Genomic DNA, 22,723 nt, shown 5'->3' with positions numbered 1-22,723 from the left:
ACCGTTATGTCTAGAATAGGTAAAAAACCAATAAATCTACCAGCGGGTGTTACTGTAGACGTGTCAGCACACAATACTGTCACTGTTAAAGGTCCCAAAGGTACGCTAACTCAGGATGTGAATCCCGACATTACCGTTGCGGTTGAGGATAATCAAATTGTAGTAACAAGACCTACTGAGTCCAAGAGACACAAATCTCTTCATGGCTTGTATAGATCTTTGTTGAACAACATGGTTATAGGTGTTTCAGAAGGTTACAAAAAAGACTTAGAATTGGTCGGTGTAGGTTATAAAGCCTCTAACCAAGGACAAGTGTTGGAGTTATCTTTGGGTTATTCCCACAACATCTTCTTTGCTCTTCCGGATTCAATTTCTTTAAAAACAGAAACTCCAAAGGGTAAAAACCCTATCGTTTCTTTAGAGGGGATTGATAAGGAATTGATCGGTCAGGTAGCTGCTAAAATTAAATCTCTACGTAAAGTTGAGCCTTACAAAGGTAAAGGTGTTCGTTTCGTAGGTGAAATTGTAAGACGTAAAGCTGGTAAAACCGCAGGTAAAAAATAATTAAGATGGCTTTCAATAAGAACTCAAGAAGACTTAGAATCAAGAAAAGTATCCGTAGAAAAATCTCCGGTTCTGATTCTAGACCTCGTTTGTCAGTATTTAAAAGCAATACTGGTATATACGCTCAGTTGGTTGATGACCTTAAAGGTCATACACTTGCTCAAGCCTCTTCCAAGGAACTTGGTGCTAAAAATACTACTATTTCAGTTGCGACTGAAGTAGGTAAGAAGTTAGCAGAAAGAGCTGTTGCTAAAGGTGTTGCTTCCGTCGTATTTGATAGAAGTGGATACTTATATCATGGTAATGTTAAAGCTCTTGCCGAAGGTGCAAGGGAAGGTGGCCTTAAATTTTAATAGATATTATGTCTCAAGTTAAAAGAAAACCCATTAGGGCAACAGATACAGAACTTAAAGAGAAAGTTGTTGCTATCAACCGTGTTGCTAAAGTAGTTAAAGGTGGTAGAAGATTTTCTTTCTCTGCAATTGTAGTAGTTGGAGATGGTAATGGTGTTGTAGGTTATGGATTGGGTAAGGCCAATGAAGTAACTGATGCTATCACAAAAGGCATCGAAGATGCTAAAAAGAATCTTGTAAGAGTGCCTGTTTTGAAAGGAACAATACCTCATGAGCAGCTTGGTAAGTATGGTGGTGGATTCGTTTTGATTAAGCCTGCTGCCGCTGGTACTGGTGTTATAGCTGGTGGTGCTATGCGTGCTGTCCTTGAAAGTGCTGGTGTGACTGATGTATTGGCAAAGTCCAAAGGTTCTTCAAACCCTCACAATGTAGTTAAAGCAACAATTGATGCTTTAGTTCAATTGAGAGATGCTATCGCTGTATCACAGCAAAGAGGTGTAAAAATGTCAAAAGTTTTTAACGGTTAAGAAGATGGCAAAGGTTAAAGTAACTCAAGTAAGAAGCGTAATTAAAAGACCAAAGGATCAAAAAGCCACAATCACTGCTCTTGGCCTTGGTAGAATTAATAAATCTGTAGTAGTAGAAAATACTCCTCAGATCGCTGGAATGGTAAGAAAAGTAAGTCACCTTGTAAAAGTGGAGGAAGCTTAATCATGAAATTACATACATTAAAACCTGCTGAGGGATCTGTAAAAAATAGAAAAAGAATTGGTCGTGGTACTGGTTCTGGTAGAGGAGGAACTTCTACGAGAGGTCATAAAGGCGCTAAATCTAGATCTGGTTATAAGTCTAAGTTAGGATTTGAAGGTGGTCAGATGCCACTTCAAAGAAGAGTACCTAAATTTGGTTTCAAGAGTCTTAATAGAATCGAGTGTAAGCCTATCAATCTTACAGCATTGCAAGAACTGTCTGAGAAATTTAACTTAGATACTGTTACTTTCGATGTTTTGGTAGAACATGGACTAGTTTCGAAAAAAGATGTTGTAAAAGTCCTAGGTAGGGGCGAACTTACGGCGAAATTGAATGTAAGTGCTCACTATTTCTCTGCTTCCGCTGCTGAAGCTATTGAAAAAGTTGGCGGAACAGTTAACAAGATTTAATCAATGAAAAAGTTTATCTCAACAGTTAAGAATATCTTTGCTATTGAAGATTTAAGAGTCCGAATTTTGAATACAATCGGGTTTCTGGTTGTGTTCAGATTGGGTTCTTTTATCGTTTTACCTGGAGTAGACCCTTCAAAATTGAATGATGCTCCAGAAGGTATTTTCGGTCTAATCGATACTTTCCTTGGTGGAGCTTTTAGTAATGCTTCTATCTTTGGCTTAGGGATTATGCCTTATATTTCTGCTTCCATTGTGTTGCAGTTATTGACTGTTGGAGTACCATATTTTCAAAAATTACAAAAAGAAGGAGAGTCTGGTAGAAAAAGAATCAATCAGATTACACGGGTTTTGACAATTGCTATTACAGTAGCACAAGGTATTGGCTATATTACTGCCACTATCTTGCCTACAGGAGCAGTAATGGTGAGCACATCCTTGTTTATGTTTAGTTCTTTGGTATTGCTTTCAGCCGGTACAATGTTCTGTATGTGGCTTGGGGAAAAAATCACTGAAAAAGGCATTGGAAATGGTATTTCAATGTTGATCATGATTGGGATTATCTCTAGATTCCCTGGAGCTATTATTGCGGAGGGTTTATCCAAAGGTACTTCTGGGATGCTATTGTTGTTGATTGAAGCAGCAGTACTATTCTTTGTGGTATTGGGTGTGGTAGCATTGACTGAAGCAACAAGAAGAATTCCTGTTCAATATGCTAAGCAAGTTGTTGGTGGTAAAGTATACGGTGGTCAAAGACAATACATTCCTATTAAAGTGAATGCTTCTGGTGTAATGCCAATTATCTTTGCTCAATCGCTAATGTTTTTACCTGCCTTGATTGCTCAGATTTGGTCAAGTGATAATGATATTGCCAACTACATTGGTTCTACATTTTCTGATTTTACATCTTGGCAATATAACTTGGTGTTTGCTATTATGATTATTCTTTTTACTTTCTTCTATACTGCTATTACTGTGAATCCAGAGCAGATATCTGAGGATTTGAAAAGAAATGGTGGATTTGTTCCAGGTATAAAACCAGGAGCACCAACATCTGAATTCATAGATAATATTATCTCTAGAATTACGTTACCTGGATCGGTGCTATTAGCCTTAGTCGCGGTTCTTCCAGCGTTCGCAATCATTGCTGGAGTTGGAGGCGAGTTTGCTCAATTCTACGGTGGTACTTCATTATTGATCATGGTGGGTGTAATTATGGATACATTGCGACAGATCGAAAGCTATTTGTTGATGAGACATTACGAGGGTATGATGAAAAGTGGGAATATGAAAAATAATCCTTCGAATTACGCACCGGCGGTATGATCCATTACAAGACTTTCGAGGAGGTCCAGTTAATTAAAGAAAGTGCTCAAATACTTGGTAAAGCTCATGGAGAAGTTGCCAAGAATATAAAAGAAGGAGTAAAGACTTCTTTCTTAGACAAAATTGCAGAGGAGTATATAAGGGATCACGGTGGTGTTCCTTCCTTCAAAGGTTACAATGGATTTCCTTCGTCGCTTTGCATCTCTGTTAATGAGGTAGTTGTACATGGTTTTCCTAGTAATTATGTTTTGAAAGATGGCGATATAATCTCAGTAGATTGTGGAGTCTTTCACCAAGGTTTTCATAGCGATTGCGCTTATACTTACCCTGTCGGTGAAGTTTCCCCTGATGTATTGTCATTGCTCAAAGCGACAAAGGATTCTCTTTATTTAGGTATTGAAAAGGCCGTTTTTGGAAATAGAGTCGGCGACATTGGTCACGCTATCCAAAAGTCTGTTGAAGCTAAAGGTTACACTGTAGTTAGAGAATTAGTTGGTCATGGTTTGGGTAGGAATCTACACGAATCTCCTGAAGTTCCTAATTACGGTAAGCGTGGTAGTGGCCCTCTTTTAAATGAAGGACTAGTTATAGCTATAGAACCAATGGTAAACCTAGGAAGCAGAAATATTGTACAAGAAAGAGATGGTTGGACTATTAGAACTACTGATAGAAAACCTTCTGCACATTATGAGCATACTGTGGCTATCTTCAGAGATAGAACTGAAATATTGACCACACATCAGTATATAGAGGAAAACTATAAATTCTAAATATGGCTAAACAGACATCTATTGAACAAGATGGTACTATAATAGAAGCATTGTCAAATGCAATGTTCAAAGTGGAGCTGGAGAATGGTCATCAATTGATTGCCCATATATCCGGGAAAATGAGAATGAATTATATAAAGATCCTCCCAGGAGATAAGGTTAAGTTAGAACTTTCTCCCTATGATCTTTCTAAAGGTAGAATTGTTTATCGATACAAATAAACTGTCATGAAAGTAAAGGCATCAATCAAGAAGAGAAGTGTTGACTGTAAAGTGATCAGAAGAAAAGGAAAACTTTACGTGATCAACAAAAAAAATCCTAAGTTTAAACAAAGACAAGGTTAATAATTATGGCAAGAATTGCAGGTGTTGACATCCCAGACAACAAACGTGGAGAAATCGGCTTAACCTACATTTTCGGAATAGGTAGGAGTTCGGCCAGAGCGATCCTGGACAAAGCAGGTATTTCTTATGATAAGAAGGCTGGTGAGTGGAATGATGAAGAATCTACCGCTATTAGAAATATTATTGCTGAAGCATATAGAACAGAAGGTGTTCTTAAATCAGAGATTCAGCTTAATATCAAGAGATTAATGGATATTGGTTGTTATAGGGGTCTTAGACATAGAAAAGGTCTTCCTTTGAGAGGTCAAAAAACCAAAAACAACGCTAGAACTAGAAAAGGTAAGAGAAAGACTGTTGCTAACAAAAAGAAAGCAACTAAATAAATCTTGATTTAGATTATGGCTCAGAAAAGAAACGATAAAGCTAAAGGTAAAAAAAGAGTAGTTAAAGTTGAAGCGGTAGGCCAAGCGCATATTAAAGCTTCCTTTAACAATATTATCATCTCTATTACCAATAATTCTGGACAGGTGATCTCTTGGGCTTCTGCCGGTAAAATGGGATTCAGAGGTTCTAAAAAGAACACACCTTATGCAGCACAGATGGCAGCCCAAAACTGCGGACAAGTTGCTTATGATTTAGGATTGAGAAAAATTGAGGTTTTTGTAAAAGGACCAGGTGCAGGGAGAGAATCTGCAATAAGAACTTTACAAAATGTAGGTCTTGATGTAACTACGATTATTGATGTAACGCCACTTCCACATAATGGATGTCGTCCTCCAAAACGTAGAAGAGTTTAATTCATTAAAGAAGATATAGAGAATGGCTAGATATAGAGGTCCAAAGGCAAAGATTGCCAGAAAATTCGGTGAGCCGATTGAAGGACAAAGCAAAGCACTTCAGAAGAAAAACTATCCTCCAGGTCAACATGGAAGAGGTAGAAGAAAAAAACAATCAGAATATGCTATTCAGCTTGCTGAAAAGCAAAAAGCGAAATATATCTATGGTATTTTAGAGAGACAATTCTCTAAAATGTTTGATATAGCTTCTAGAAAACAAGGTATCACAGGTGAGAACCTTTTACAATTGTTGGAGGCTAGGTTAGACAACGTAGTTTATAGATTAGGTATTTCCCCAACAAGAAGAGGTGCAAGACAGCTTGTGTCCCATAAACACATTCTTGTGAATGGAGAGTTGGTAAATATTCCTTCGTATTCCTTGAAGCCGGGTGATGTTGTATCTGTTAGAGAACGCTCAAAGTCTCTTGAAGCAATTACAGCTAGCTTAGCTGGGAGAGGTTCTGCACGTTATTCCTGGTTAGAGTGGGATAACACCTCGTTAGCAGGTAAGTTCGTAAGCATTCCAGTTAGAGAAGATATTCCAGAGAATATCAAAGAGCAACTGATTGTCGAACTTTACTCTAAGTAATATTAATTCAGACTTAAAAAGAACTATTGATATGTCCATATTAGCATTTCAAATGCCTGAAAAAGTGGTAATGGAAAAAGCCGATGATTTTCACGGTTTATTTACATTCAAGCCACTTGAAAAAGGCTATGGGGTTACCATTGGTAATGCCTTAAGAAGAATTCTTTTGTCTTCTCTTGAGGGTTACGCTATCACCTCAGTAAAACTACCAGGTGTTGTTCATGAATTTTCTACTATCGAAGGTGTAGTAGAAGATGTTACGGACATCATTCTTAACCTGAAGCAGGTAAGATTCAAAAAGGTTCATGAAGCTATTGACGGTAAAATCACCGTAGAAGTTAAAAACCAATCTGTTTTCACTGCTGGGGATATCGCTAAATTCACAACTTCTTTTGAAGTGTTGAATCCTGAATTGGTAATCTGCCACTTGGATGAATCAAAAAGTCTGGAAGTAGAGCTTACAGTAGAAAAAGGAAGAGGATATCTTCCTGCAGAAGAATCTAAACCTAAAGAACAAGTTTTCGGTGTTATCCCAATTGATGCTATTTTCACTCCGATCAAAAATGTGAAATATAGTGTTGAAAACACAAGGGTTGAGCAGAAAACTGATTTCGAAAAATTGATTCTTGAAGTTACTACAGATGGATCTATTCATCCTGAGAAAGCTCTTCAAGAATCAGCAAAGATTCTTATTCAGCATTTCATGTTGTTTTCTGACCAAACTATGGTTCTTGATTCTACTGGAGTATCTGAACCTGAGCCGATCGATGAAGAATTCTTACACATGAGAAAGTTATTGAAGACTTCTCTAGGTGATTTGGATCTTTCAGTTCGTGCGTTCAATTGTTTGAAAGCAGCAGATGTGAAAACCTTGGGTGATCTTGCCAAATTGGAAATTTCTGATATGATGAAATTTAGGAATTTTGGTAAGAAATCTCTAGCTGAATTAGAGCAACTTATCCAAGAAAAAGGTTTGACCTTCGGTATGGATTTGTCTAAGTATAAACTTGATGAAGAGTAATAAAAATGAGACACGGTAAGAAATTTAACCACCTTGGAAGAACTGCTAGTCACAGAAAAGCAATGCTTTCTAACATGGCAGCTTCTTTGATCCTTCACAAGCGTATTTCCACGACGCTTGCAAAGGCTAAGGAATTGAGAAAATATGTAGAGCCTCTAGTGACTAGAGCTAAAGAAGATACGACACACAACAGAAGAATCGCTTTCTCTTACCTTCAAAATAAAGAAGCTATCAAAGCTCTTTTTGGCGAAGTTGTTGAGAAAGTAGCTACTAGACCAGGTGGATATACTAGAATCATTAAAACTGGTTTTAGACTTGGTGATAACGCTGAGATGTGCATTATTGAATTGGTTGATTTCAACGAATTGATGTTGAAGGAAGCTAAGCCTGCTAAGAAAACTACTAGAAGAAGTAGAAGAGGTTCAGGTGCTGCAAGTACTGAAGCAAAGGCTCCTGTTGAGTCTGCAGCTCCAGAAGTTGAAGCTAAAGAAGATGATAACAAAGAAGAAAAAGGAGCAGAATAAAATGTTGCTAAACTCTTCATATAAAGGGATTGAACTTTGGTTCAATCCCTTTTTTTATATCTATTAAAATTTACAAGGCATATCTTTATAATTTCCTTAAATTTGACGAGTCGTTAAAAACACAATGAACAAACAAAAAGCAACTCTTCTATTGGCCGATGGGACTATATTCCGCGGTACACTTATCGGAAAGCCAGGCACCAATGGTGGTGAAATCTGTTTTAATACAGGAATGACTGGTTATCAAGAAATTTACACAGATCCTTCCTACACTGGGCAAATCATAGTCACTACTACATCTCATATCGGGAATTATGGTGTGATAGATACAGAGATAGAATCTGATAGTCCAACCATTGCTGGTATAGTAGTCAATACTTTTTCAGATGTCTTTAGTAGACTTGATGCAGATGGATCTCTTCAAGATTATTTAGTCAAACATAATATTACGGGCATAGCTGATATTGACACAAGGATGCTTGTAAGACATATTAGATCAAAAGGCGCAATGAATGCAATCATTAGTTCTGAATTTGAAGATGATCTTGCAGGGCTCAAAGCCGAATTGAATTTGGTGCCTGATATGAATGGTCTAGAATTGTCTTCAAAGGTTTGTACCAAAGAACCATATTATTTTGGTGATGAAAATGCTCCTATTAAAGTTGCATGTCTTGATTTTGGAATCAAAAAGAATATTTTAAGGAATCTTGCTGATAGAGGGGTCTACTGTAAAGTGTTTCCTGCTAAGACTAGTTTAGCAGAACTTCAAGCTTGGAGTCCGAATGGATATTTTCTGTCCAATGGCCCTGGTGACCCTGCCGTAATGGAATATGCGGTAAAAACTACTAAAGAAATTCTTGAGACGGGTAAGCCTGTATTTGGGATTTGCCTTGGACACCAACTTTTAGCAGAAGCTTGTGGAGTATCTACTTATAAGATGCATCATGGTCATAGAGGGATCAACCACCCTATCAAGAATTTGCTTACTGGTAAAAGTGAAATCACTTCTCAAAATCACGGGTTTGTGGTCAATAGAGAAGACGTAGAGAGTAATAGTGATTTGGAAATCACACATGTTCACCTTAATGATGGAACCGTAGCAGGGATCAAGTTGAAAAGTAAACCCGCTTTCTCTGTTCAGTATCATCCAGAATCTGCTCCAGGGCCTCATGATTCTCGTTATTTATTTGATGAATTTGTATCTTTAATGCAATAAAATAAAACCTAATTAAACCATTTAAAATTATGACTTTAATACAATCTATCCACGCTAGACAGATTTTAGACTCAAGAGGTAATCCTACTATCGAAGTTGATGTAGTGACAGAAACTGGAGCTTTTGGCAGGGCTGCCGTACCAAGTGGTGCTTCTACTGGTGTCAATGAAGCGATGGAACTAAGAGATGGTGACAAATCAAAATATCTTGGAAAAGGAGTTTTGAAAGCAGTATCAAATGTAAATGATGTAATTGCTCCTGAATTGCTTGGAATGGATATTTTTGAGCAAAACATGATCGATCAGATCATGATAGACTTGGATGGTACGCCCAATAAGAGTAAACTTGGAGCTAATGCTATCCTAGGAGTTTCTCTAGCTGTGGCTAAGGCTGCTGCCATGGAGGCAGGTCAGCCTCTCTATAGATATATAGGTGGTGTGAATGCAAACACACTTCCTGTCCCAATGATGAACATTATCAATGGAGGTTCTCATTCTGATGCCCCTATTGCTTTTCAGGAATTTATGGTAAGACCAGTTGGAGCTGAAAACTTCTCAGAAGCAATTAGAATGGGTGCAGAGATTTTTCATCATTTGAAAAAAATCCTCCATGACAAAGGATTAAGTACAGCGGTAGGAGACGAAGGTGGATTTGCACCAAACTTCTCTGGTGGTACGGAAGAGGCGCTAGCTTGCATCTTAGATGCAATTAAGAATGCTGGATATAAGGCTGGTTCAGACGTTACGATTGCTTTGGATTGTGCAGCTTCTGAGTTCTTTGTGGATGGTAAATATGATTACAAAAAGTTTGAAGGTGAAGGGGGACAGATCAGAAGCAGAGAAGAGCAAGTAGCATACTTAGCTGAGTTGACTGAAAAGTATCCAATTGATTCGATCGAGGATGGTTTCGCTGAAGAAGATTGGCATGGGTGGGCTATGCTTACCGCCAAAATTGGAGATAAAGTACAGCTAGTAGGTGATGATCTTTTTGTGACTAATGTAAAGTTCTTGGAAAGAGGTATCAAGGAAAAGTCCGCTAATTCAATCTTGATTAAAGTGAATCAAATAGGGACTTTGACTGAAACCTTGAATGCCATCTCTATGGCTCATAAGGCTGGTTTTACTGCTGTGATGTCTCATAGATCAGGAGAAACAGAGGATTCAACTATCGCTGATTTGGCAGTAGCTGTGAATTGTGGTCAGATCAAAACTGGATCAGCATCAAGATCCGATAGAATGGCGAAATACAATCAGTTGCTTAGAATTGAGGAGCAATTGGGTGATTCAGCGATATTTCCACAAAAATAAAAAAATCAAATATTTAAAGAGAAAGGCAGCCGAAAGGTTGCCTTTTTTTATTTGTTATCGATCAAAAGGACTTTAGATTGATTTTGGATTGATCAAATTTCCTTATGTTTGTGGCTTATATTCTGTTCATTAGTTAAGGTCTGCATGCTTTTTAACTCCTTAGATTTTGCAATCTTCCTTCCGATAGTATTTATATGCTATTGGTTTCTTTTTAATCGGAATCTTAAAGCTCAAAACTTGCTGATTTTAGTAGCAAGTTATGTTTTTTATGGATGGTGGGATTGGAGGTTTTTGTCTTTGATTGCTTTCAGTACTTTAATTGATTATTTGGTTGGTATAGGTCTAGGCAAAGAGGAGAATGCAAAGAGGAGAATGCTGTTGCTGACAATTAGTATTTGTGCTAATCTTGGCTTCCTAGGATTTTTTAAGTATTATAATTTTTTTCTGGATAATTTCATTAATGGGTTTCAAATGCTAGGAGTACCTTTTAAGGCTTCCTCCTTGAAGATTATTCTTCCTGTTGGAATTAGTTTTTATACTTTCCAAACCATGAGTTATACTATTGATGTCTATAGGAAAAAGTTGATACCAACTCACGATTGGATTGCTTTTGGCGCTTATGTCAGTTTTTTCCCTCAATTGGTAGCAGGGCCAATTGAAAGGGCGACAAACCTTTTACCTCAATTTTCAGAAAAAAGAGTTTTTGATCAAAATAAAGCGGTAGATGGATTGAGGCAGATTCTTTGGGGTTTGTTTAAAAAAATGGTTATTGCGGATAATTGTGCAGAATATGTTAATATTATATTCAATCAAAGTGAGTCCCTGTCTGGGAGTATACTTGCTTTAGGGGCTGTATTATTTGCTTTCCAGATTTATGGTGATTTTTCGGGCTATTCGGATATTGCGATTGGAACTTCTAGACTGTTTGGATTTCAATTGATGCAAAATTTCGCATTTCCATATTTTTCAAGAGATGTGGCAGAGTTCTGGCGAAGATGGCATATTTCACTATCTACATGGTTTAGAGACTATCTTTATATCCCGTTGGGGGGAAGTAGGGGTGGGCTGGCCTTAAGTATTAGAAATACATTTATAATTTTCTTGGTATCTGGATTTTGGCATGGTGCCAATTGGACTTTTATCATATGGGGGGCACTCAATGCCGTCTATTTTCTGCCTTCTTTACTATTGGGTAAAAATAGAAACAACTTAGATGTAGTGGCACAGGAAAGTAGGTGGCCAAATCTGAGAGAGCTGATTTCAATGCTGTTTACTTTTGGGCTGACTAGTTTTGCATGGATTTTCTTTAGAGCTGAGAGCATGTCTCATGCTTGGGGATATGTGCAAAATATGATGCAGCCAAGTTTATTCTCAATCCCAGATTTTCATATTCTTGAAGGCGTCCTTTCCCTTATGGTTTTGATTGTCATCTTTATCCTGATAGAATGGAATGGTAGAAGACGCCAATATGCTATCATGGATTTAGCAGCGAGTAGAAGTAGGGTATTTCGCTGGGGCATGTATTTGTTGATCATATTAGCAATAGATATTTTTGGTAATACATCCGAGGAAATTGAGTTTATTTACTTTCAATTTTAAGTTTATGAGAGCTTTTCTGAAAAACACCTTTCTTTTTTTGATTATTCTTTTAGTGGTTAATTTTGCTCTTTTTCTTTTAATTAGAGGGTTTTATATCAAAGATTATGAAGAAGTAGATCTTGATTTTGACGAGTTTATATTGGCAGATTCTCATGGGACACCATTGGGAGATTTTGCAGAAGAATTTGAGGTACATAATTTTTCTGCTCAGAGTGATTCTTACTTAGATATGGGAAGAAAGTTAAGGTATCTGCTTCGAAAAGGTAAAATTGAGCGCATATATATCAGTGTAGATGACCATACGCTTTCCCCTACTCGCGAAAATCAAAATAACTTAGATAGATCAGCATATTATACAGAAAGAGATGATTTCGATTCTTGGTTTGAATTTGTCAATGAAAAATACCTTAAATATTATCTTGTTTTTCTCAATGATCGCTACAGTTTGGTAATCAAAAATTTCATAACTGAGGAACTGTTTGATTATAGACGTTGGGGTGGGAGCAAGGGTAGGATTGCTTGGGAAAACTTGACAGAAGAAGAAAGACGGAGACAAGCTCAAGATAGATTTGAAAATTACTTTGAGCAAGATGGGGCTTCAGAAAAGATGAGAGATGCCTTGATGAATATTATTTCATTGAGTAGGGAGCATAATGTAGAGTTGATAGGGGTCAGGTTTCCTTTATCCCGATCTTATTATGGGATATTGGGAGAAGAGAGCTATCATGCAGATAGTATTTTCATGAAGGAGAGCTTAAGGATTCTAGATTTCGATAATGTATTTCTGGACCGGGATTCATTGTTCAGAGATATGGATCATTTAGACAGAGAGGGAGGGGAGATTTTTGTGGATATTTTACTTGATAGTTTAGAGAGTTTTATTGAATATAAATAGAAAAAGACCGATCGACAGACCGGTCTTTTTACTCCAAACAACTCAAACACTAAACTGAATCTACTCTACTTCTACCTCGAAATAGTACTCTTGACCATTTGGATATAGTCCTAGAACGACAATCTCTTCACCTCTACTCTCTTCCAGAAGTGCTATCAAGTCATTTGCTCCTGATATTCTGTATCTGCCGTCTGGTCCAATTACTGAGGTAATGATAAACCCAACTCTGGCACCTGCTTTTTTCCAAGATTCATTTTCTACTGTGATGATAGTGGCACCACCTTGGATTTTGAGTCTATCTTTGATATTTGGCTTGATATCTTCAAAAGTCAAACCATTGAAGCTAGCAACAATAGGCACCTCTTTCTTTACTATTTTGGTGTCACCAGAAAGATTTCTCAACGTAGCAGAGGCTAAGAGTTCTTTTCCATCTCTTAAGTATTTCACTTCTACCTTATCTCCTGGTCGTTTTCTAGCTACCATTTCTTGTAGTTTAGCTACACTATTAGTAGTGACTCCATCTACACCAATGATAATGTCACCTTCTTTCAGTCCTGCTTCTTTTCCTCCACTTCCCTCATTGACTCCAGCGATATAGACACCTTGGCTTACCCCTAATGGCTTTTTAAGGCTTTCTTCTAGTTCTGGGGATACATCCTGAATCGTCACCCCTAAAAGCCCTCTTTGAACGGCTCCGAATTCAAGCAAGTCGTCCATTACTTTTTTCACAATAGATGTAGGGACAGCAAAAGCATACCCATTGAAAGTTCCTGTACGAGAGGCAATTGCTGTGTTGATACCAATCAATTCCCCCGCTAAGTTTACCAGAGCTCCGCCAGAATTACCTGGATTCACCACCGCGTCTGTCTGCAAGAAAGACTCAATGGAAAGGTTGTTCTCAGCAGTTCTTAAGATTCCGATATTTCTGGCTTTGGCACTAATGATACCAGCAGTCACAGTAGAAGTGAGGTCAAATGGATTCCCAACTGCCAATACCCATTCCCCTACCTTTGTTTTATCAGAATCTCCAAATCTGACATATGGAAGATTTTTTTCTTCAATTTTGAGTAGTGCAAGATCAGTGGATGGATCAGTCCCAATTACCCTTGCGGTGTATCTAGTATTATTTTCAAGGGAAATTTCAACCTTACTTGCATTTTCTATTACATGATTATTAGTGACGATGTAGCCATCTTCAGAAATGATTACTCCCGAACCTGAACTTCTGGCTTCTTGAGGCATTTGTCCTCTATTGGGTGATCTAAAGCCAAATAATTCTTCAAGTGGATCTGCACCTCGCTGTCTTTGTGTGACAGAGACAGTGCTTTTGACATGGACCACAGCAGGGGTGACTTGTTGCGCTGCAGCTACGAAGTTGATCCCATCAGGAATAGTGAACTTGTCATCAGAGAGCCAATTGACAAGACTTGCGTCTTGCTTTTCGGAGAAATTGGTGGCAGTGTTTTGCTTAGCCAAGAAGCTAGCTCCCGCCAAAGCAACAATCCCCCCTATCAGAGAGGCCAACACTATGCCTAAGAAAAATTGCTTTTTGTTCATTTCTTTTATGTTTAAGTTCTATAAATGATACACGAAATTTACACACATCAGTTATCAAAAATCAAGCATTTTGATACTAATGGCAGTTTTATTTAACATGGTTTAACAGCAAACTGATATTTTCTATTTATATAACCCATATTCTGAGCTTCAGTTCATGGAATATGATTTTTTGATCTAATGGATAGTAATATTGGTATTAAATCGGATAATCACATATCTTTAATTCATAGAGCCTCAACCTATCCTTTATGAGAATTACTTATCTCTTATGTTTTTTATTAACCCTGTCTTTTAGTGGGTTTGCTTTTCAGACTGATATAGAAGCACTCGACACACTTCTCAAAGTCAATGAAAACCTTCAAGAAGAAGAAAAGCCTGAAAGACCTTCACTAGAAGGTAGTATTCGGAAAGCACAAGACTTCACGATTCAATTGAATCGAATGAATTTTAATCTCAATCGAGAGCTAGATACCTTGTCACTAATGGAAGATATGCCAGATATAGAAAGACTGGTCAATGTGATCCAAAGTAGGCTTGAAGATCAAGATAGCAAAATTAATATCAGGTATCTAAATGAACTTGACAACCTGCTCAGAAATATCAGGGTGCAAGTGGGTGATGCTGAGCGTAAGGTGACTGCACGTACTGAAGAGTTGATTGAAGCTAAAAGCCAACTTGAGGAAATGAAACAATCTGATCTAATGAAATTAGATCTCAGAGATTCCTCCATCCTTCCAGAGTATCAAGCTGCCTTATCACAATTTAGAAGTCGAATCATTCAAACAGATAGCTTACTCAATGGGCAGAGAATTCTAACCGCAGCTTTTCAAACTAGAATTTCAAGAATGATGATAAAGATATCCGAGCTTTCCATTGCACTTGATGTGGAGAGAAGAAGTGCAGAAGCAGCATTACTTAGGAAGGATATCAATTATCTATGGGAGAAAAAAAGCTATGAGCCAAACTTGAACCTCTCTAGTGTATTTTGGGAGTCTATTAGACTCAATGAGGTGATTTTAAAAAGATACATTAAAAATCATACAGGAATAACGATTTTTTTATTGCTTGTTTTTATTGGGTTTTCGATTTGGATTAAAAATTCTATTTCAAAAATTAAGCAAGAAAAAGAGTTTGCTAAGATAATTTTAGAAAGGGCGCATTATGTTCCCAAATTCCCTATCCTTAGTGGGGTTATAATCATTCTTCCCTTTATTCCTTTTTTCTATTCTAATCCTACGATTTCATTTCTCACGGTTTTGCTTTGGATAGCAGTTTTGGTGGTTACTGTGATGCTAAGGTCTAGTTTTCCATCAGGACTTTTTAGGCTGTGGTTGATGTTCGTGTTTATTTTCTTTATTTATACTGTTAGCAATTTATACAGAGACACCAATTTTTCAGAGCGATGGTATTTGCTTTTTTTGAGTATGATAGGGATATATCTTGCTGTAAAGATCGTTAGGTTTAAGGAAAACAATCCTGAACTTTTACCCAATTTAATTGACAAATTAGTCAAGCTCTATATTGGATTGCAAGTGTTTTCCATTTTGGCCAATATTTTTGGACGTTTTAGCCTTAGTAAACTTTTAGGAGTAGCAGCTACCTTAAGCTTTGCCCAGGCGATTGGTCTTTATCTATTCGTGCAGATTGTAATGGAAGTTATTTATCTTCAGATCGAAGTAAGAAGGAAGAGTGAAAATGACTTTACTTCTTATATTGACTTTCATGGCATTCAGACAAGAGTCAAACGTACTTTGTATGGAGTAGCTTCATTGATCTGGGTCTACTATTTTTTAGACAACTTGTCGCTGTTAGATCTCTTTATAGATCAGGCAGGTATCCTCCTGACTACTGAGCGTTCACTTTTCAATACTAAATTCACCTATGGGAATATCGTCGTATTTGTTGTCATTGTGTATGTCGCCAGCTTGTTAGCTAATAATATTGCCTACTTTGCTACTATCAAAGATCAGCAACAAGCAAACCTGCGAGAAAAGAGGCTCGGTTCCTCTATTCTATTAATCAGGCTGGGTGTACTTTCCTTAGGATTTTTATTGGCTATAGGGGCTTCAGGTATTGGTTTTGAGAAGATCGCCATCGTCTTAGGGGCATTGACACTAGGGATCAGTTTTGGTTTGCAGACTATTGTCAATAACCTTGTCTCAGGAGTGATATTGGCTTTTGAAAAACCCATTCAGGTAGGTGATAATATTGAGGTGGGAGGAAGAATGGGGACGGTAAAAGATGTAGGAATCAGGGCAAGTAAGATTCAGGGGTATGATGGTTCAGAGATAATTATTCCCAATGGAGATTTATTGTCACAGCATTTGATCAACTGGACATTATCAGACAAGAAGCGTAGAGTGGAGTTGTTGATTGGAGTGAGTTATGGATCAGATATAGATTTGGTTACTGATCTTATTTCAAGACAGTTAGCATTGGATGAAATTCTAAAAAATCCAGAGCCGAGGGTTTATTTGCAGAATTTTGCAGATAGTGCGATTGAATTTAGAGTGCTCTTTTGGGTTGAGAATTTTGATACTTGGGTGTTGATTCGCAACGCAGTCATGAGAGGGACTTTCAAATCATTCAAGGAGCATGGAGTAGAAATTCCATTCCCTCAGCGCGATCTCAATTTCAAAAACTTCCCAGCCGTCTTGGATGAAAAAGTAAAGTCTGTGGAAGAGTTGAATGAAATAGAAAAGCTGAAAAAGCTCAAAGAGGAGAAAAATAAGGGAGATGAAAAAAGTCAATAAAAAATGTGGAGCTTTCGAGCTCCACATTTTTTATTTCCTCTGCCTGATCGCTTCGTAGATGACTACGCCTGCTGCTACCGACACATTTAAGCTTTCTATATTTCCTGACAATGGAATTTTGACAAATTCATCACTTAACCCCATCAGTTCTGGAGAAATCCCATCCTCTTCTGAGCCCATGATCAATGCAGTAGGTGCTTTGAAGTCTGCTTCGTACATTTCTCTTTCGGTTTTTTCAGTCACACTCACGACGTTGAGCCCCATTTTTTTGAGGTCTTTGACGGTATAGTAGAGGTTTTTTACTCTACACACTGGCAAAAAATTCAAAGCACCTGCTGAAGTTTTGACCGCATCTGAGTTGATCTGAGCACTACCTTTTTCGGGAATTACGATGGCATGTATTCCTGCACAGTCAGCTGTACGGGCGATAGCACCGAAATTTCTTACATCAGTCACTCTATCCAAAACCAACACCATTGGAGCTATTCCTTTGGAAAAACATTCATCTATGACATTGTCAAGTGAGGCATATTGAATCGCTGAGATATGCGCGATCACTCCTTGATGGTTTTTGCGGGTGATCCTATTCAACTTAGCTTCTGGAACTCTTACCACAGGGATTCTTTCCTCTTTGGCAAGTTTGAGTAGTTCCTTGATCAGATCGTTATTCAGTTCTTTGTTGACTAAAACCTTATCAATGTCTTTGTTGGCATTGATGGCTTCCATTACCGCTCGGGTACCAAATAAAAAATCCTTGTCTTGTTCTCCTTTGTTGATCAGAAATCCATCCTTCCGCTTCTCCATAATGTGATGCTTTTGAACCACTCAGGCTGAAGTGCTCTGGAGCGGTTGAGTATATAATAATTTGGAGTCAAAATATTTTTGACGCGTGCAAAGGTAAAGTTTATTTTGGAATTTGAGTTAAGGTCTCCATAAGTCCATATTTCTGCATTCTGTCTAAAGGCGACTCCTGTTGGAGGTCCCATCACTGTATAGACCATTCCTCGATCTGTTTTCCAACCCTCTTTGAAATCCGTAAAAAGGATATTTGCAAATTCAATCTGTCGAAAATATTCTCGAATAAGTGTTTTGGCTGCTTCTTCATCTTTGGTCAAGCCTATCCAGTATTGATCAAGTGCTTTTTTCTTATCTGTGGCCTCCATCAGTGTTTCATGCTCTCTTCTTGTGGAGATATACACCACCATATCAACCATATCCTCCCATGTTTCCACTCTTGGGAAAGCTTGAGATACTGTTTTGATCAAAAGACCTTCAGTGGAGTTAGTGTCTGATTGGATGAAATAATATCCCTTCTCATCAAAAGTTCTAGGTGTATTGACTAAGAAATCTCCTTGATTGACCACTTCTACCTCTCTTGGTGCTGGGGCTGGCTTGGTTTCCATCGGAGGAAAGGGCGATGCGAATTCTGTAGGGTAAAAGAACCTATTCAAACTAATGGCAGAATTGCTTTTGAATAATAATGCTTCTTCTTGTATCAAGAAGTTTTGGTCAAATGGAACATCATTGCCATAATAGGCGCCAAAGTTTGGATGACCAAGTATAAAAGGTCCTATAAGATCCATGTGATAATAATATTCATCCCCTTGCCTAGTATCTACTATTTTGATAAAGGCAATAGCTTCTTCTTGTTCTTCAGGTATCTGAATTCTCTGTTCGAAATAAAAATGATTAGCCGTGTTTTTTTTCAGATCATTTTCCTGAAGTCTGGTTAGATTTTCGTTTTGAAATGCCTGATTGTAGGAGGATAGGATTGTGAAATAAAATTCATAATCATCAAAAACTGGATTGTCCTCTAATTTTTCAACTGGAATCTGTAGTAAAAATGACCTTTCGGTAATTTTCACAGGGATAATTTTTGGTGATAGCCTTGAATACCTTGAATATCTAAGTGTCTGATTGGTAGTCTCTAAGGTCTGTTGTGAAAAGCCAGATCCAGAAGCTAGCAGGAAGGTAAGCAAAGTGGTGAAGAACAGGTGGAATTTTGAAGAGATCTTATTTGTTGTCATATGGTTCAAAAATTAACCTTAATTTTGCTCAAATTAATAAAATTTCAAATGGCTACCTATACAACGGAAATTGCATCGGACAAGTTGGTAAGTGATAATCCTATTCATCAAAGACTTCTCAAAGCCTATATCGCTGCCAAACCTTTGGTCAAGGGTGACTTGCTGGAAGTTGGCTGTGGTGAAGGCAGGGGTGTCACTGAGCTTTTAAATGCTGTAGATTCCTACTTAGGCTTGGATAAAATCCAAGAAGTGATTGACAAACTTCAGGCCAAATACCCAAGTGTCTCCTTCAAACAGGCTGTCATTCCTCCTTTCGAAAATATCCCTTCGGACAGTTTTGATACTGTAGTTAGTTTTCAAGTAATAGAACACATAGAAAATGATCGACTTTTTTTAGAAGAAATCTATCGGGTGCTCAAACCAGGAGGAAAAGCTATTATCTCAACTCCAAATATCCGTCACACTCTTTCTAGAAACCCTTGGCATATTAGAGAATATACTCCCAATCAACTCAAGACCCTTTGTAAAGAAGTTTTTGATCAAGTGAATGCAATGGGAATAGGAGGGAATCAGAAAGTTTGGGATTATCACGAAGCAAACCGAATGTCCGTTAATAAGATTATGCGTTTTGATGTTTTTAAATTACAATATAGACTTCCCGCTGTTTTACTTAGATGGCCCTATGAAGTGCTAAATAGGTTAAATAGGAATAAGCTACATCAGCAACAAGGAAAATCTGTAACAGATATCACCCATGAAGATTACCTTTTGGTAGATCACCCTGATCAAGGATTAGATCTGTTCTATGTGTTAGAGAAAAAGCGATATTAATTATCAAATTTCTCTTGAAACATGCTTATAGCAAAAATCCCCTCGTGTGAGGGGATTTTGTTTTCACCTTCTGTCTAGACCTCTGCCACCACTACTTCCGATGAATCGTTCAAGATCTCTTTTGAGCTCAGCCGCTAAATCATTGTAGCCTCTCTCTTCGAGAAGTGGTACAAAGTATTTCAACATTTCTAGAGAGATCATCGCTTCTCTGTCATATTCTCTATTAGTTTTGGCATAGAAGTCCAACAATTGGATGGATTTTAAAGACATTTTTTCTACAATGTCCAAGGCCATTTCGTCCTCTCCTACTTCGAAAAGTAAAGGTGCAGACTGACCACTAGCCAAGTCATAAGGTATGGCTTCATGCGGCATTCTTGCCAATCCTAGCTTTAATACATCTGCTGCTTTATCCATTTCATCCTCGTCAAGGAGTGCGATAGCTATGCTGTTGATAGCACTTCTGTGATTGGAGGTGAATCTTCTGAATTCATCATCAAAATAATTATCAGGATTGTCCATTCCTCTAAACGCAAAATCCTCCATCACGTGCTTATAGGATTTTTCTGTATTCACCAACTCAGCCCTGAAGTTCTGTGGCTTTCTGACAGGGAGCAGTCTATAAGTCATCCCCTCCATCACCACATATTCTTCCAAATCCAGCCCAATGGTAGCCATAGAAGTATTGTTGAAATAGATAGGTCTCTCCCAATTGTTTGTTGTGATCAGGTCGAGGAGCATCATATTTCCTTTGGTGACATATTCACCCTTTACACGAAGGTTCATTTGGTCTACCATCAATGCCTCCATACCTTCTGGAATTAACCCATCATTATAAACTTTTTCTATATCAACATCCAAGATGATATTTCTAGCAGGCACCATATTGATGGTCATTTTACTAGATCCTGCAGAGAGTTTCAAAAGGTCTGATTTATTTTTCAGTAACCTTAGGTATTCTTTTGCAGAAATCGCATCCAAGCCCTCCCTTTCATAGAGGTACAAAACATCATTAGTTCCTTTTCTATAGTTTTCATTAGTCAAGGAAAATGGTAATGGATCAGACTCGTATGCCTTACGGGTCATCTGATCTACATACCAATCCGTATCAAAATAACTCAAAACCACAACCCTTACATCTGTCCTGAAGTTTTCTACTGCTTGTACATACCACAGTGGGAAAGTGTCATTGTCCCCCCCTGTAAAGAGAATCGCGTTGGGTTCACAGGATGCTAAGAAGTTTCTTGCTGAATCTACTGAGAAATATCTGCCTTGTCTATTATGATCATCCCAATTTTGTATAGCCATAATGACAGGAACTGGGAAGGTGATCAAAGTAGCCATGACTCCTGCTATGGCTAAGTTTTTATTCATTTTGCCGATCCAATGTGCAAGTGCCAAAACACCAAAACCTGCCCAAATGGCAAATGCATAAAATGAACCCACATAGATATAATCGCGCTCTCTAGGCTCTACTGGAGGTGAATTCAGATAGAGCACCAGCACTACCCCCATCATCAAGAATAGCCCCAAAGTAACGTAGAAGGAATTTGGGTCTTTTTTGGCCTGAAAAAAGAATCCAAACAAGCCTAATAACAAAGGCAACATCAAATAGTTGTTATGCGCTTTATTTTCTTTGATGTAATCAGGAAACTTATCACTGAATGCATCTGTGATTCCCAGCCAAGGTGCATCAGAATAGTCACTTTCTCTTCCAGAAAAATTCCACATAAAATACCTCCAATACATATGCCCTAGTTGATGGGTAAACATAAAGTAAAGGTTGTCACCAAAGGTGGGTTCCTGCCCTGAACTAAGCCCTAATTTGGTTCGGTAAATTTGTTTATGCCTTTCTTGAGTAGAATATATCCTCGGTAGAATTGTAGTTCTACTTGGGTCGTATTTGGTGACAGTATTATAATCTACAATCTCGTACTTATCTTTTCCTTTGACATAAATAGGCGCACCATCTTCTTGTGAGACTACCTTCGCAGTGAAATATTGACCATGGAGCAAAGGTCTATAGCCATATTGTTCCCTTTTCAGATAGGATACATAGCTGATGATGTCTTTTGGATTGTTTTCGTTGATAATAGGATCCTGATTGGCTCTGATGACGATCAGTGCATAAGAACTGTAACCGATCAAAACAAATGTCAATGAGAGCAAAATAGTGTTCAAGATGACCTTTTCTTTTTTGATACTGTATAGGATAGCATAGATCAAAGATCCTAAGAAAACTGCGGTGAAGAATACAATTCCTGAACCAAAAGGCAAACCTATTGTATTGACGAAAAAGATCTCAATAGATCCTGCCATGCTTGGTAATCCAGGGATAATCAGGTTATTGATAATTATCAATGCCAGTCCTCCACATAGTAAGGCTACGATTCCACCTTTGATATTTGGGTTGGGATATTTTTTGAAATAATAGATCAAGGCCAAAGCAGGCAGTGTCACTAAATTGAGCAAATGGACACCGATTGATAAACCGACTAGATAAGCGATGAAAATCATCCATTTGTTTTCCAATACAGGGTCTTCGATCACATCCCATTTCAAAAATGCCCAGATGACAATTGCTGTAAAAAAAGAGGACATGGCGTATACTTCAGCTTCTACGGCTGAGAACCAAAAGCTATCAGAGAAGGTGTAGACCAAAGCTCCTACTATTCCTGCTCCCATCAAACTGATAGTTTGGCCGGAGCTTTCTTCACCTGATTTGATTTTGAATAATTTTCTACCCAATAAGGTTATAGACCAGAATAGAAAGAGAATAGTGAAGCCAGAGAATACCGCACTCCCCACATTCATCCAGTAAGCTACTTGAAGTCCATCACCTAGAGCAAGGAATCCAAACATTCTGTAAATCAACAGAAAAAATGGAGCGCCTGGAGGGTGAGGTACTTGAAGTTTGTATGAAACGGCGATAAATTCTCCTGGATCCCAAAAACTGGCCGTTTGCTCCACTGTTAAGACATAGACCAAGGTAGCGACAGCTGCGACAAGCCACCCTGTCAGGTTATTGACCTTTTTATAATCAAGCATGGT

The 22,723-nt window shown here is 38.0% G+C and carries 24 protein-coding genes; 20 read left to right on the top strand and 4 right to left on the bottom strand.

Annotated features, from left to right (window positions below):
• The first annotated feature begins 6 nt into the window (after positions 1 to 6).
• The 18 genes from rplF to CHB66_RS09480 all read left to right on the top strand — a co-directional run bounded on the left by rplF (position 7) and on the right by CHB66_RS09480 (position 12,504).
• Entirely contained in the window at positions 7 to 564 is a 558-nt protein-coding gene (gene rplF, locus CHB66_RS09565) for a 50S ribosomal protein L6 (RefSeq protein WP_076501210.1), read from the top strand.
• 5 nt (positions 565 to 569) lie between these two features.
• Positions 570 to 917, top strand: a complete 348-nt coding sequence (gene rplR, locus CHB66_RS09560; RefSeq protein WP_076501208.1) for a 50S ribosomal protein L18 — start codon at positions 570 to 572, stop codon at positions 915 to 917.
• An 8-nt stretch (positions 918 to 925) separates the two neighbouring features.
• Positions 926 to 1,444, top strand: a complete 519-nt coding sequence (gene rpsE / locus CHB66_RS09555) for a 30S ribosomal protein S5 (protein ID WP_089240344.1) — start codon at positions 926 to 928, stop codon at positions 1,442 to 1,444.
• 4 nt (positions 1,445 to 1,448) lie between these two features.
• On the top strand, positions 1,449 to 1,628 hold the full coding sequence (gene rpmD / locus CHB66_RS09550) for a 50S ribosomal protein L30 (RefSeq protein WP_089240342.1): 180 nt from the start codon (positions 1,449 to 1,451) through the stop codon (positions 1,626 to 1,628).
• Between the two features lie 2 nt (positions 1,629 to 1,630).
• On the top strand, positions 1,631 to 2,077 hold the full coding sequence (gene rplO, locus CHB66_RS09545; RefSeq protein WP_089240340.1) for a 50S ribosomal protein L15: 447 nt from the start codon (positions 1,631 to 1,633) through the stop codon (positions 2,075 to 2,077).
• A gap of 3 nt (positions 2,078 to 2,080) precedes the next feature.
• Entirely contained in the window at positions 2,081 to 3,403 is a 1,323-nt protein-coding gene (gene secY, locus CHB66_RS09540; RefSeq protein ID WP_076501202.1) for a preprotein translocase subunit SecY, read from the top strand.
• Positions 3,400 to 4,173 carry a type I methionyl aminopeptidase gene (gene map / locus CHB66_RS09535; protein WP_089240338.1) on the top strand — a complete coding sequence of 258 codons (774 nt, stop codon included), beginning with the start codon at positions 3,400 to 3,402 and terminating at the stop codon, positions 4,171 to 4,173. Before secY ends, map begins: the two co-directional genes overlap by 4 nt.
• A 2-nt stretch (positions 4,174 to 4,175) precedes the next feature.
• A complete protein-coding gene (gene infA, locus CHB66_RS09530) occupies positions 4,176 to 4,394 on the top strand; it encodes a translation initiation factor IF-1 (RefSeq protein WP_040480068.1) in 219 nt (72 codons plus the stop codon).
• A 6-nt stretch (positions 4,395 to 4,400) separates the two neighbouring features.
• A complete protein-coding gene (gene rpmJ, locus CHB66_RS09525; RefSeq protein ID WP_009034194.1) occupies positions 4,401 to 4,517 on the top strand; it encodes a 50S ribosomal protein L36 in 117 nt (38 codons plus the stop codon).
• Positions 4,518 to 4,522: 5 nt separating this feature from the next.
• Positions 4,523 to 4,900, top strand: coding sequence for a 30S ribosomal protein S13 (rpsM, locus tag CHB66_RS09520; RefSeq protein ID WP_076501199.1), 378 nt, complete (start codon positions 4,523 to 4,525; stop codon positions 4,898 to 4,900).
• Between the two features lie 15 nt (positions 4,901 to 4,915).
• Positions 4,916 to 5,314: a 30S ribosomal protein S11 gene (rpsK, locus tag CHB66_RS09515; protein ID WP_009034192.1), complete on the top strand. Its 399-nt coding sequence runs from the start codon at positions 4,916 to 4,918 to the stop codon at positions 5,312 to 5,314.
• Positions 5,315 to 5,336: 22 nt separating this feature from the next.
• Positions 5,337 to 5,942 carry a 30S ribosomal protein S4 gene (rpsD, locus tag CHB66_RS09510; protein WP_089240336.1) on the top strand — a complete coding sequence of 202 codons (606 nt, stop codon included), beginning with the start codon at positions 5,337 to 5,339 and terminating at the stop codon, positions 5,940 to 5,942.
• A 31-nt stretch (positions 5,943 to 5,973) separates the two neighbouring features.
• Positions 5,974 to 6,963: a DNA-directed RNA polymerase subunit alpha gene (locus CHB66_RS09505; RefSeq protein WP_089240334.1), complete on the top strand. Its 990-nt coding sequence runs from the start codon at positions 5,974 to 5,976 to the stop codon at positions 6,961 to 6,963.
• A 5-nt stretch (positions 6,964 to 6,968) separates the two neighbouring features.
• Positions 6,969 to 7,487, top strand: a complete 519-nt coding sequence (gene rplQ, locus CHB66_RS09500; RefSeq protein ID WP_076501194.1) for a 50S ribosomal protein L17 — start codon at positions 6,969 to 6,971, stop codon at positions 7,485 to 7,487.
• Positions 7,488 to 7,611: 124 nt separating this feature from the next.
• Positions 7,612 to 8,703, top strand: a complete 1,092-nt coding sequence (carA, locus tag CHB66_RS09495; RefSeq protein ID WP_089240332.1) for a glutamine-hydrolyzing carbamoyl-phosphate synthase small subunit — start codon at positions 7,612 to 7,614, stop codon at positions 8,701 to 8,703.
• A gap of 29 nt (positions 8,704 to 8,732) precedes the next feature.
• Complete coding sequence (gene eno, locus CHB66_RS09490) at positions 8,733 to 10,010, top strand: phosphopyruvate hydratase (protein WP_089240330.1); 1,278 nt, start codon at positions 8,733 to 8,735, stop codon at positions 10,008 to 10,010.
• A 144-nt stretch (positions 10,011 to 10,154) separates the two neighbouring features.
• Positions 10,155 to 11,609, top strand: a complete 1,455-nt coding sequence (locus tag CHB66_RS09485) for an MBOAT family O-acyltransferase (RefSeq protein WP_089240328.1) — start codon at positions 10,155 to 10,157, stop codon at positions 11,607 to 11,609.
• Between the two features lie 4 nt (positions 11,610 to 11,613).
• Positions 11,614 to 12,504, top strand: coding sequence for a hypothetical protein (locus CHB66_RS09480; protein WP_089240533.1), 891 nt, complete (start codon positions 11,614 to 11,616; stop codon positions 12,502 to 12,504).
• 60 nt (positions 12,505 to 12,564) lie between these two features.
• Here CHB66_RS09480 and CHB66_RS09475 read toward each other — a convergent pair whose 3' ends face one another.
• Entirely contained in the window at positions 12,565 to 14,061 is a 1,497-nt protein-coding gene (locus CHB66_RS09475) for a trypsin-like peptidase domain-containing protein (protein ID WP_089240326.1), read from the bottom strand.
• A 251-nt stretch (positions 14,062 to 14,312) separates the two neighbouring features.
• Between CHB66_RS09475 and CHB66_RS09470 the strand changes: the two genes are divergently transcribed.
• Positions 14,313 to 16,817, top strand: coding sequence for a mechanosensitive ion channel domain-containing protein (locus tag CHB66_RS09470; protein WP_089240324.1), 2,505 nt, complete (start codon positions 14,313 to 14,315; stop codon positions 16,815 to 16,817).
• Positions 16,818 to 16,847: 30 nt separating this feature from the next.
• Here the strand turns inward: CHB66_RS09470 and rlmB are convergent, their stop codons facing one another.
• On the bottom strand, positions 16,848 to 17,621 hold the full coding sequence (gene rlmB / locus CHB66_RS09465) for a 23S rRNA (guanosine(2251)-2'-O)-methyltransferase RlmB (RefSeq protein ID WP_076501181.1): 774 nt from the start codon (positions 17,619 to 17,621) through the stop codon (positions 16,848 to 16,850).
• Positions 17,594 to 18,844, bottom strand: a complete 1,251-nt coding sequence (locus tag CHB66_RS09460; protein ID WP_089240322.1) for a GWxTD domain-containing protein — start codon at positions 18,842 to 18,844, stop codon at positions 17,594 to 17,596. The genes rlmB and CHB66_RS09460 overlap by 28 nt, the downstream gene beginning before the upstream one ends.
• A 48-nt stretch (positions 18,845 to 18,892) precedes the next feature.
• Between CHB66_RS09460 and CHB66_RS09455 the strand changes: the two genes are divergently transcribed.
• A complete protein-coding gene (locus CHB66_RS09455; protein ID WP_089240531.1) occupies positions 18,893 to 19,675 on the top strand; it encodes a class I SAM-dependent methyltransferase in 783 nt (260 codons plus the stop codon).
• A gap of 63 nt (positions 19,676 to 19,738) precedes the next feature.
• Here CHB66_RS09455 and CHB66_RS09450 read toward each other — a convergent pair whose 3' ends face one another.
• The gene (locus tag CHB66_RS09450) at positions 19,739 to 22,720 is read right to left on the bottom strand and encodes a glycosyltransferase family 117 protein (protein ID WP_089240320.1); all 2,982 of its coding nucleotides are present in this window, start codon (positions 22,718 to 22,720) and stop codon (positions 19,739 to 19,741) included.
• Positions 22,721 to 22,723 lie beyond the last annotated feature (3 nt).

Source organism: Belliella buryatensis, from assembly GCF_900188245.1.
In the GTDB taxonomy this organism is placed as follows: domain Bacteria; phylum Bacteroidota; class Bacteroidia; order Cytophagales; family Cyclobacteriaceae; genus Belliella; species Belliella buryatensis.
Note: the sequence above shows the minus strand (reverse complement) of the source record. Positions and strands in the feature narration are given on the sequence as shown.

Coding starts and splice junctions, on each gene's coding strand:
- rplF (WP_076501210.1), top strand. CDS start 7: ATGTCTAGAATAGGTAAAAAACCAATAAATCTACCAGCGGGTGTTACT.
- rplR (WP_076501208.1), top strand. CDS start 570: ATGGCTTTCAATAAGAACTCAAGAAGACTTAGAATCAAGAAAAGTATC.
- rpsE (WP_089240344.1), top strand. CDS start 926: ATGTCTCAAGTTAAAAGAAAACCCATTAGGGCAACAGATACAGAACTT.
- rpmD (WP_089240342.1), top strand. CDS start 1,449: ATGGCAAAGGTTAAAGTAACTCAAGTAAGAAGCGTAATTAAAAGACCA.
- rplO (WP_089240340.1), top strand. CDS start 1,631: ATGAAATTACATACATTAAAACCTGCTGAGGGATCTGTAAAAAATAGA.
- secY (WP_076501202.1), top strand. CDS start 2,081: ATGAAAAAGTTTATCTCAACAGTTAAGAATATCTTTGCTATTGAAGAT.
- map (WP_089240338.1), top strand. CDS start 3,400: ATGATCCATTACAAGACTTTCGAGGAGGTCCAGTTAATTAAAGAAAGT.
- infA (WP_040480068.1), top strand. CDS start 4,176: ATGGCTAAACAGACATCTATTGAACAAGATGGTACTATAATAGAAGCA.
- rpmJ (WP_009034194.1), top strand. CDS start 4,401: ATGAAAGTAAAGGCATCAATCAAGAAGAGAAGTGTTGACTGTAAAGTG.
- rpsM (WP_076501199.1), top strand. CDS start 4,523: ATGGCAAGAATTGCAGGTGTTGACATCCCAGACAACAAACGTGGAGAA.
- rpsK (WP_009034192.1), top strand. CDS start 4,916: ATGGCTCAGAAAAGAAACGATAAAGCTAAAGGTAAAAAAAGAGTAGTT.
- rpsD (WP_089240336.1), top strand. CDS start 5,337: ATGGCTAGATATAGAGGTCCAAAGGCAAAGATTGCCAGAAAATTCGGT.
- CHB66_RS09505 (WP_089240334.1), top strand. CDS start 5,974: ATGTCCATATTAGCATTTCAAATGCCTGAAAAAGTGGTAATGGAAAAA.
- rplQ (WP_076501194.1), top strand. CDS start 6,969: ATGAGACACGGTAAGAAATTTAACCACCTTGGAAGAACTGCTAGTCAC.
- carA (WP_089240332.1), top strand. CDS start 7,612: ATGAACAAACAAAAAGCAACTCTTCTATTGGCCGATGGGACTATATTC.
- eno (WP_089240330.1), top strand. CDS start 8,733: ATGACTTTAATACAATCTATCCACGCTAGACAGATTTTAGACTCAAGA.
- CHB66_RS09485 (WP_089240328.1), top strand. CDS start 10,155: ATGCTTTTTAACTCCTTAGATTTTGCAATCTTCCTTCCGATAGTATTT.
- CHB66_RS09480 (WP_089240533.1), top strand. CDS start 11,614: ATGAGAGCTTTTCTGAAAAACACCTTTCTTTTTTTGATTATTCTTTTA.
- CHB66_RS09475 (WP_089240326.1), bottom strand. CDS start 14,061: ATGAACAAAAAGCAATTTTTCTTAGGCATAGTGTTGGCCTCTCTGATA.
- CHB66_RS09470 (WP_089240324.1), top strand. CDS start 14,313: ATGAGAATTACTTATCTCTTATGTTTTTTATTAACCCTGTCTTTTAGT.
- rlmB (WP_076501181.1), bottom strand. CDS start 17,621: ATGGAGAAGCGGAAGGATGGATTTCTGATCAACAAAGGAGAACAAGAC.
- CHB66_RS09460 (WP_089240322.1), bottom strand. CDS start 18,844: ATGACAACAAATAAGATCTCTTCAAAATTCCACCTGTTCTTCACCACT.
- CHB66_RS09455 (WP_089240531.1), top strand. CDS start 18,893: ATGGCTACCTATACAACGGAAATTGCATCGGACAAGTTGGTAAGTGAT.
- CHB66_RS09450 (WP_089240320.1), bottom strand. CDS start 22,720: ATGCTTGATTATAAAAAGGTCAATAACCTGACAGGGTGGCTTGTCGCA.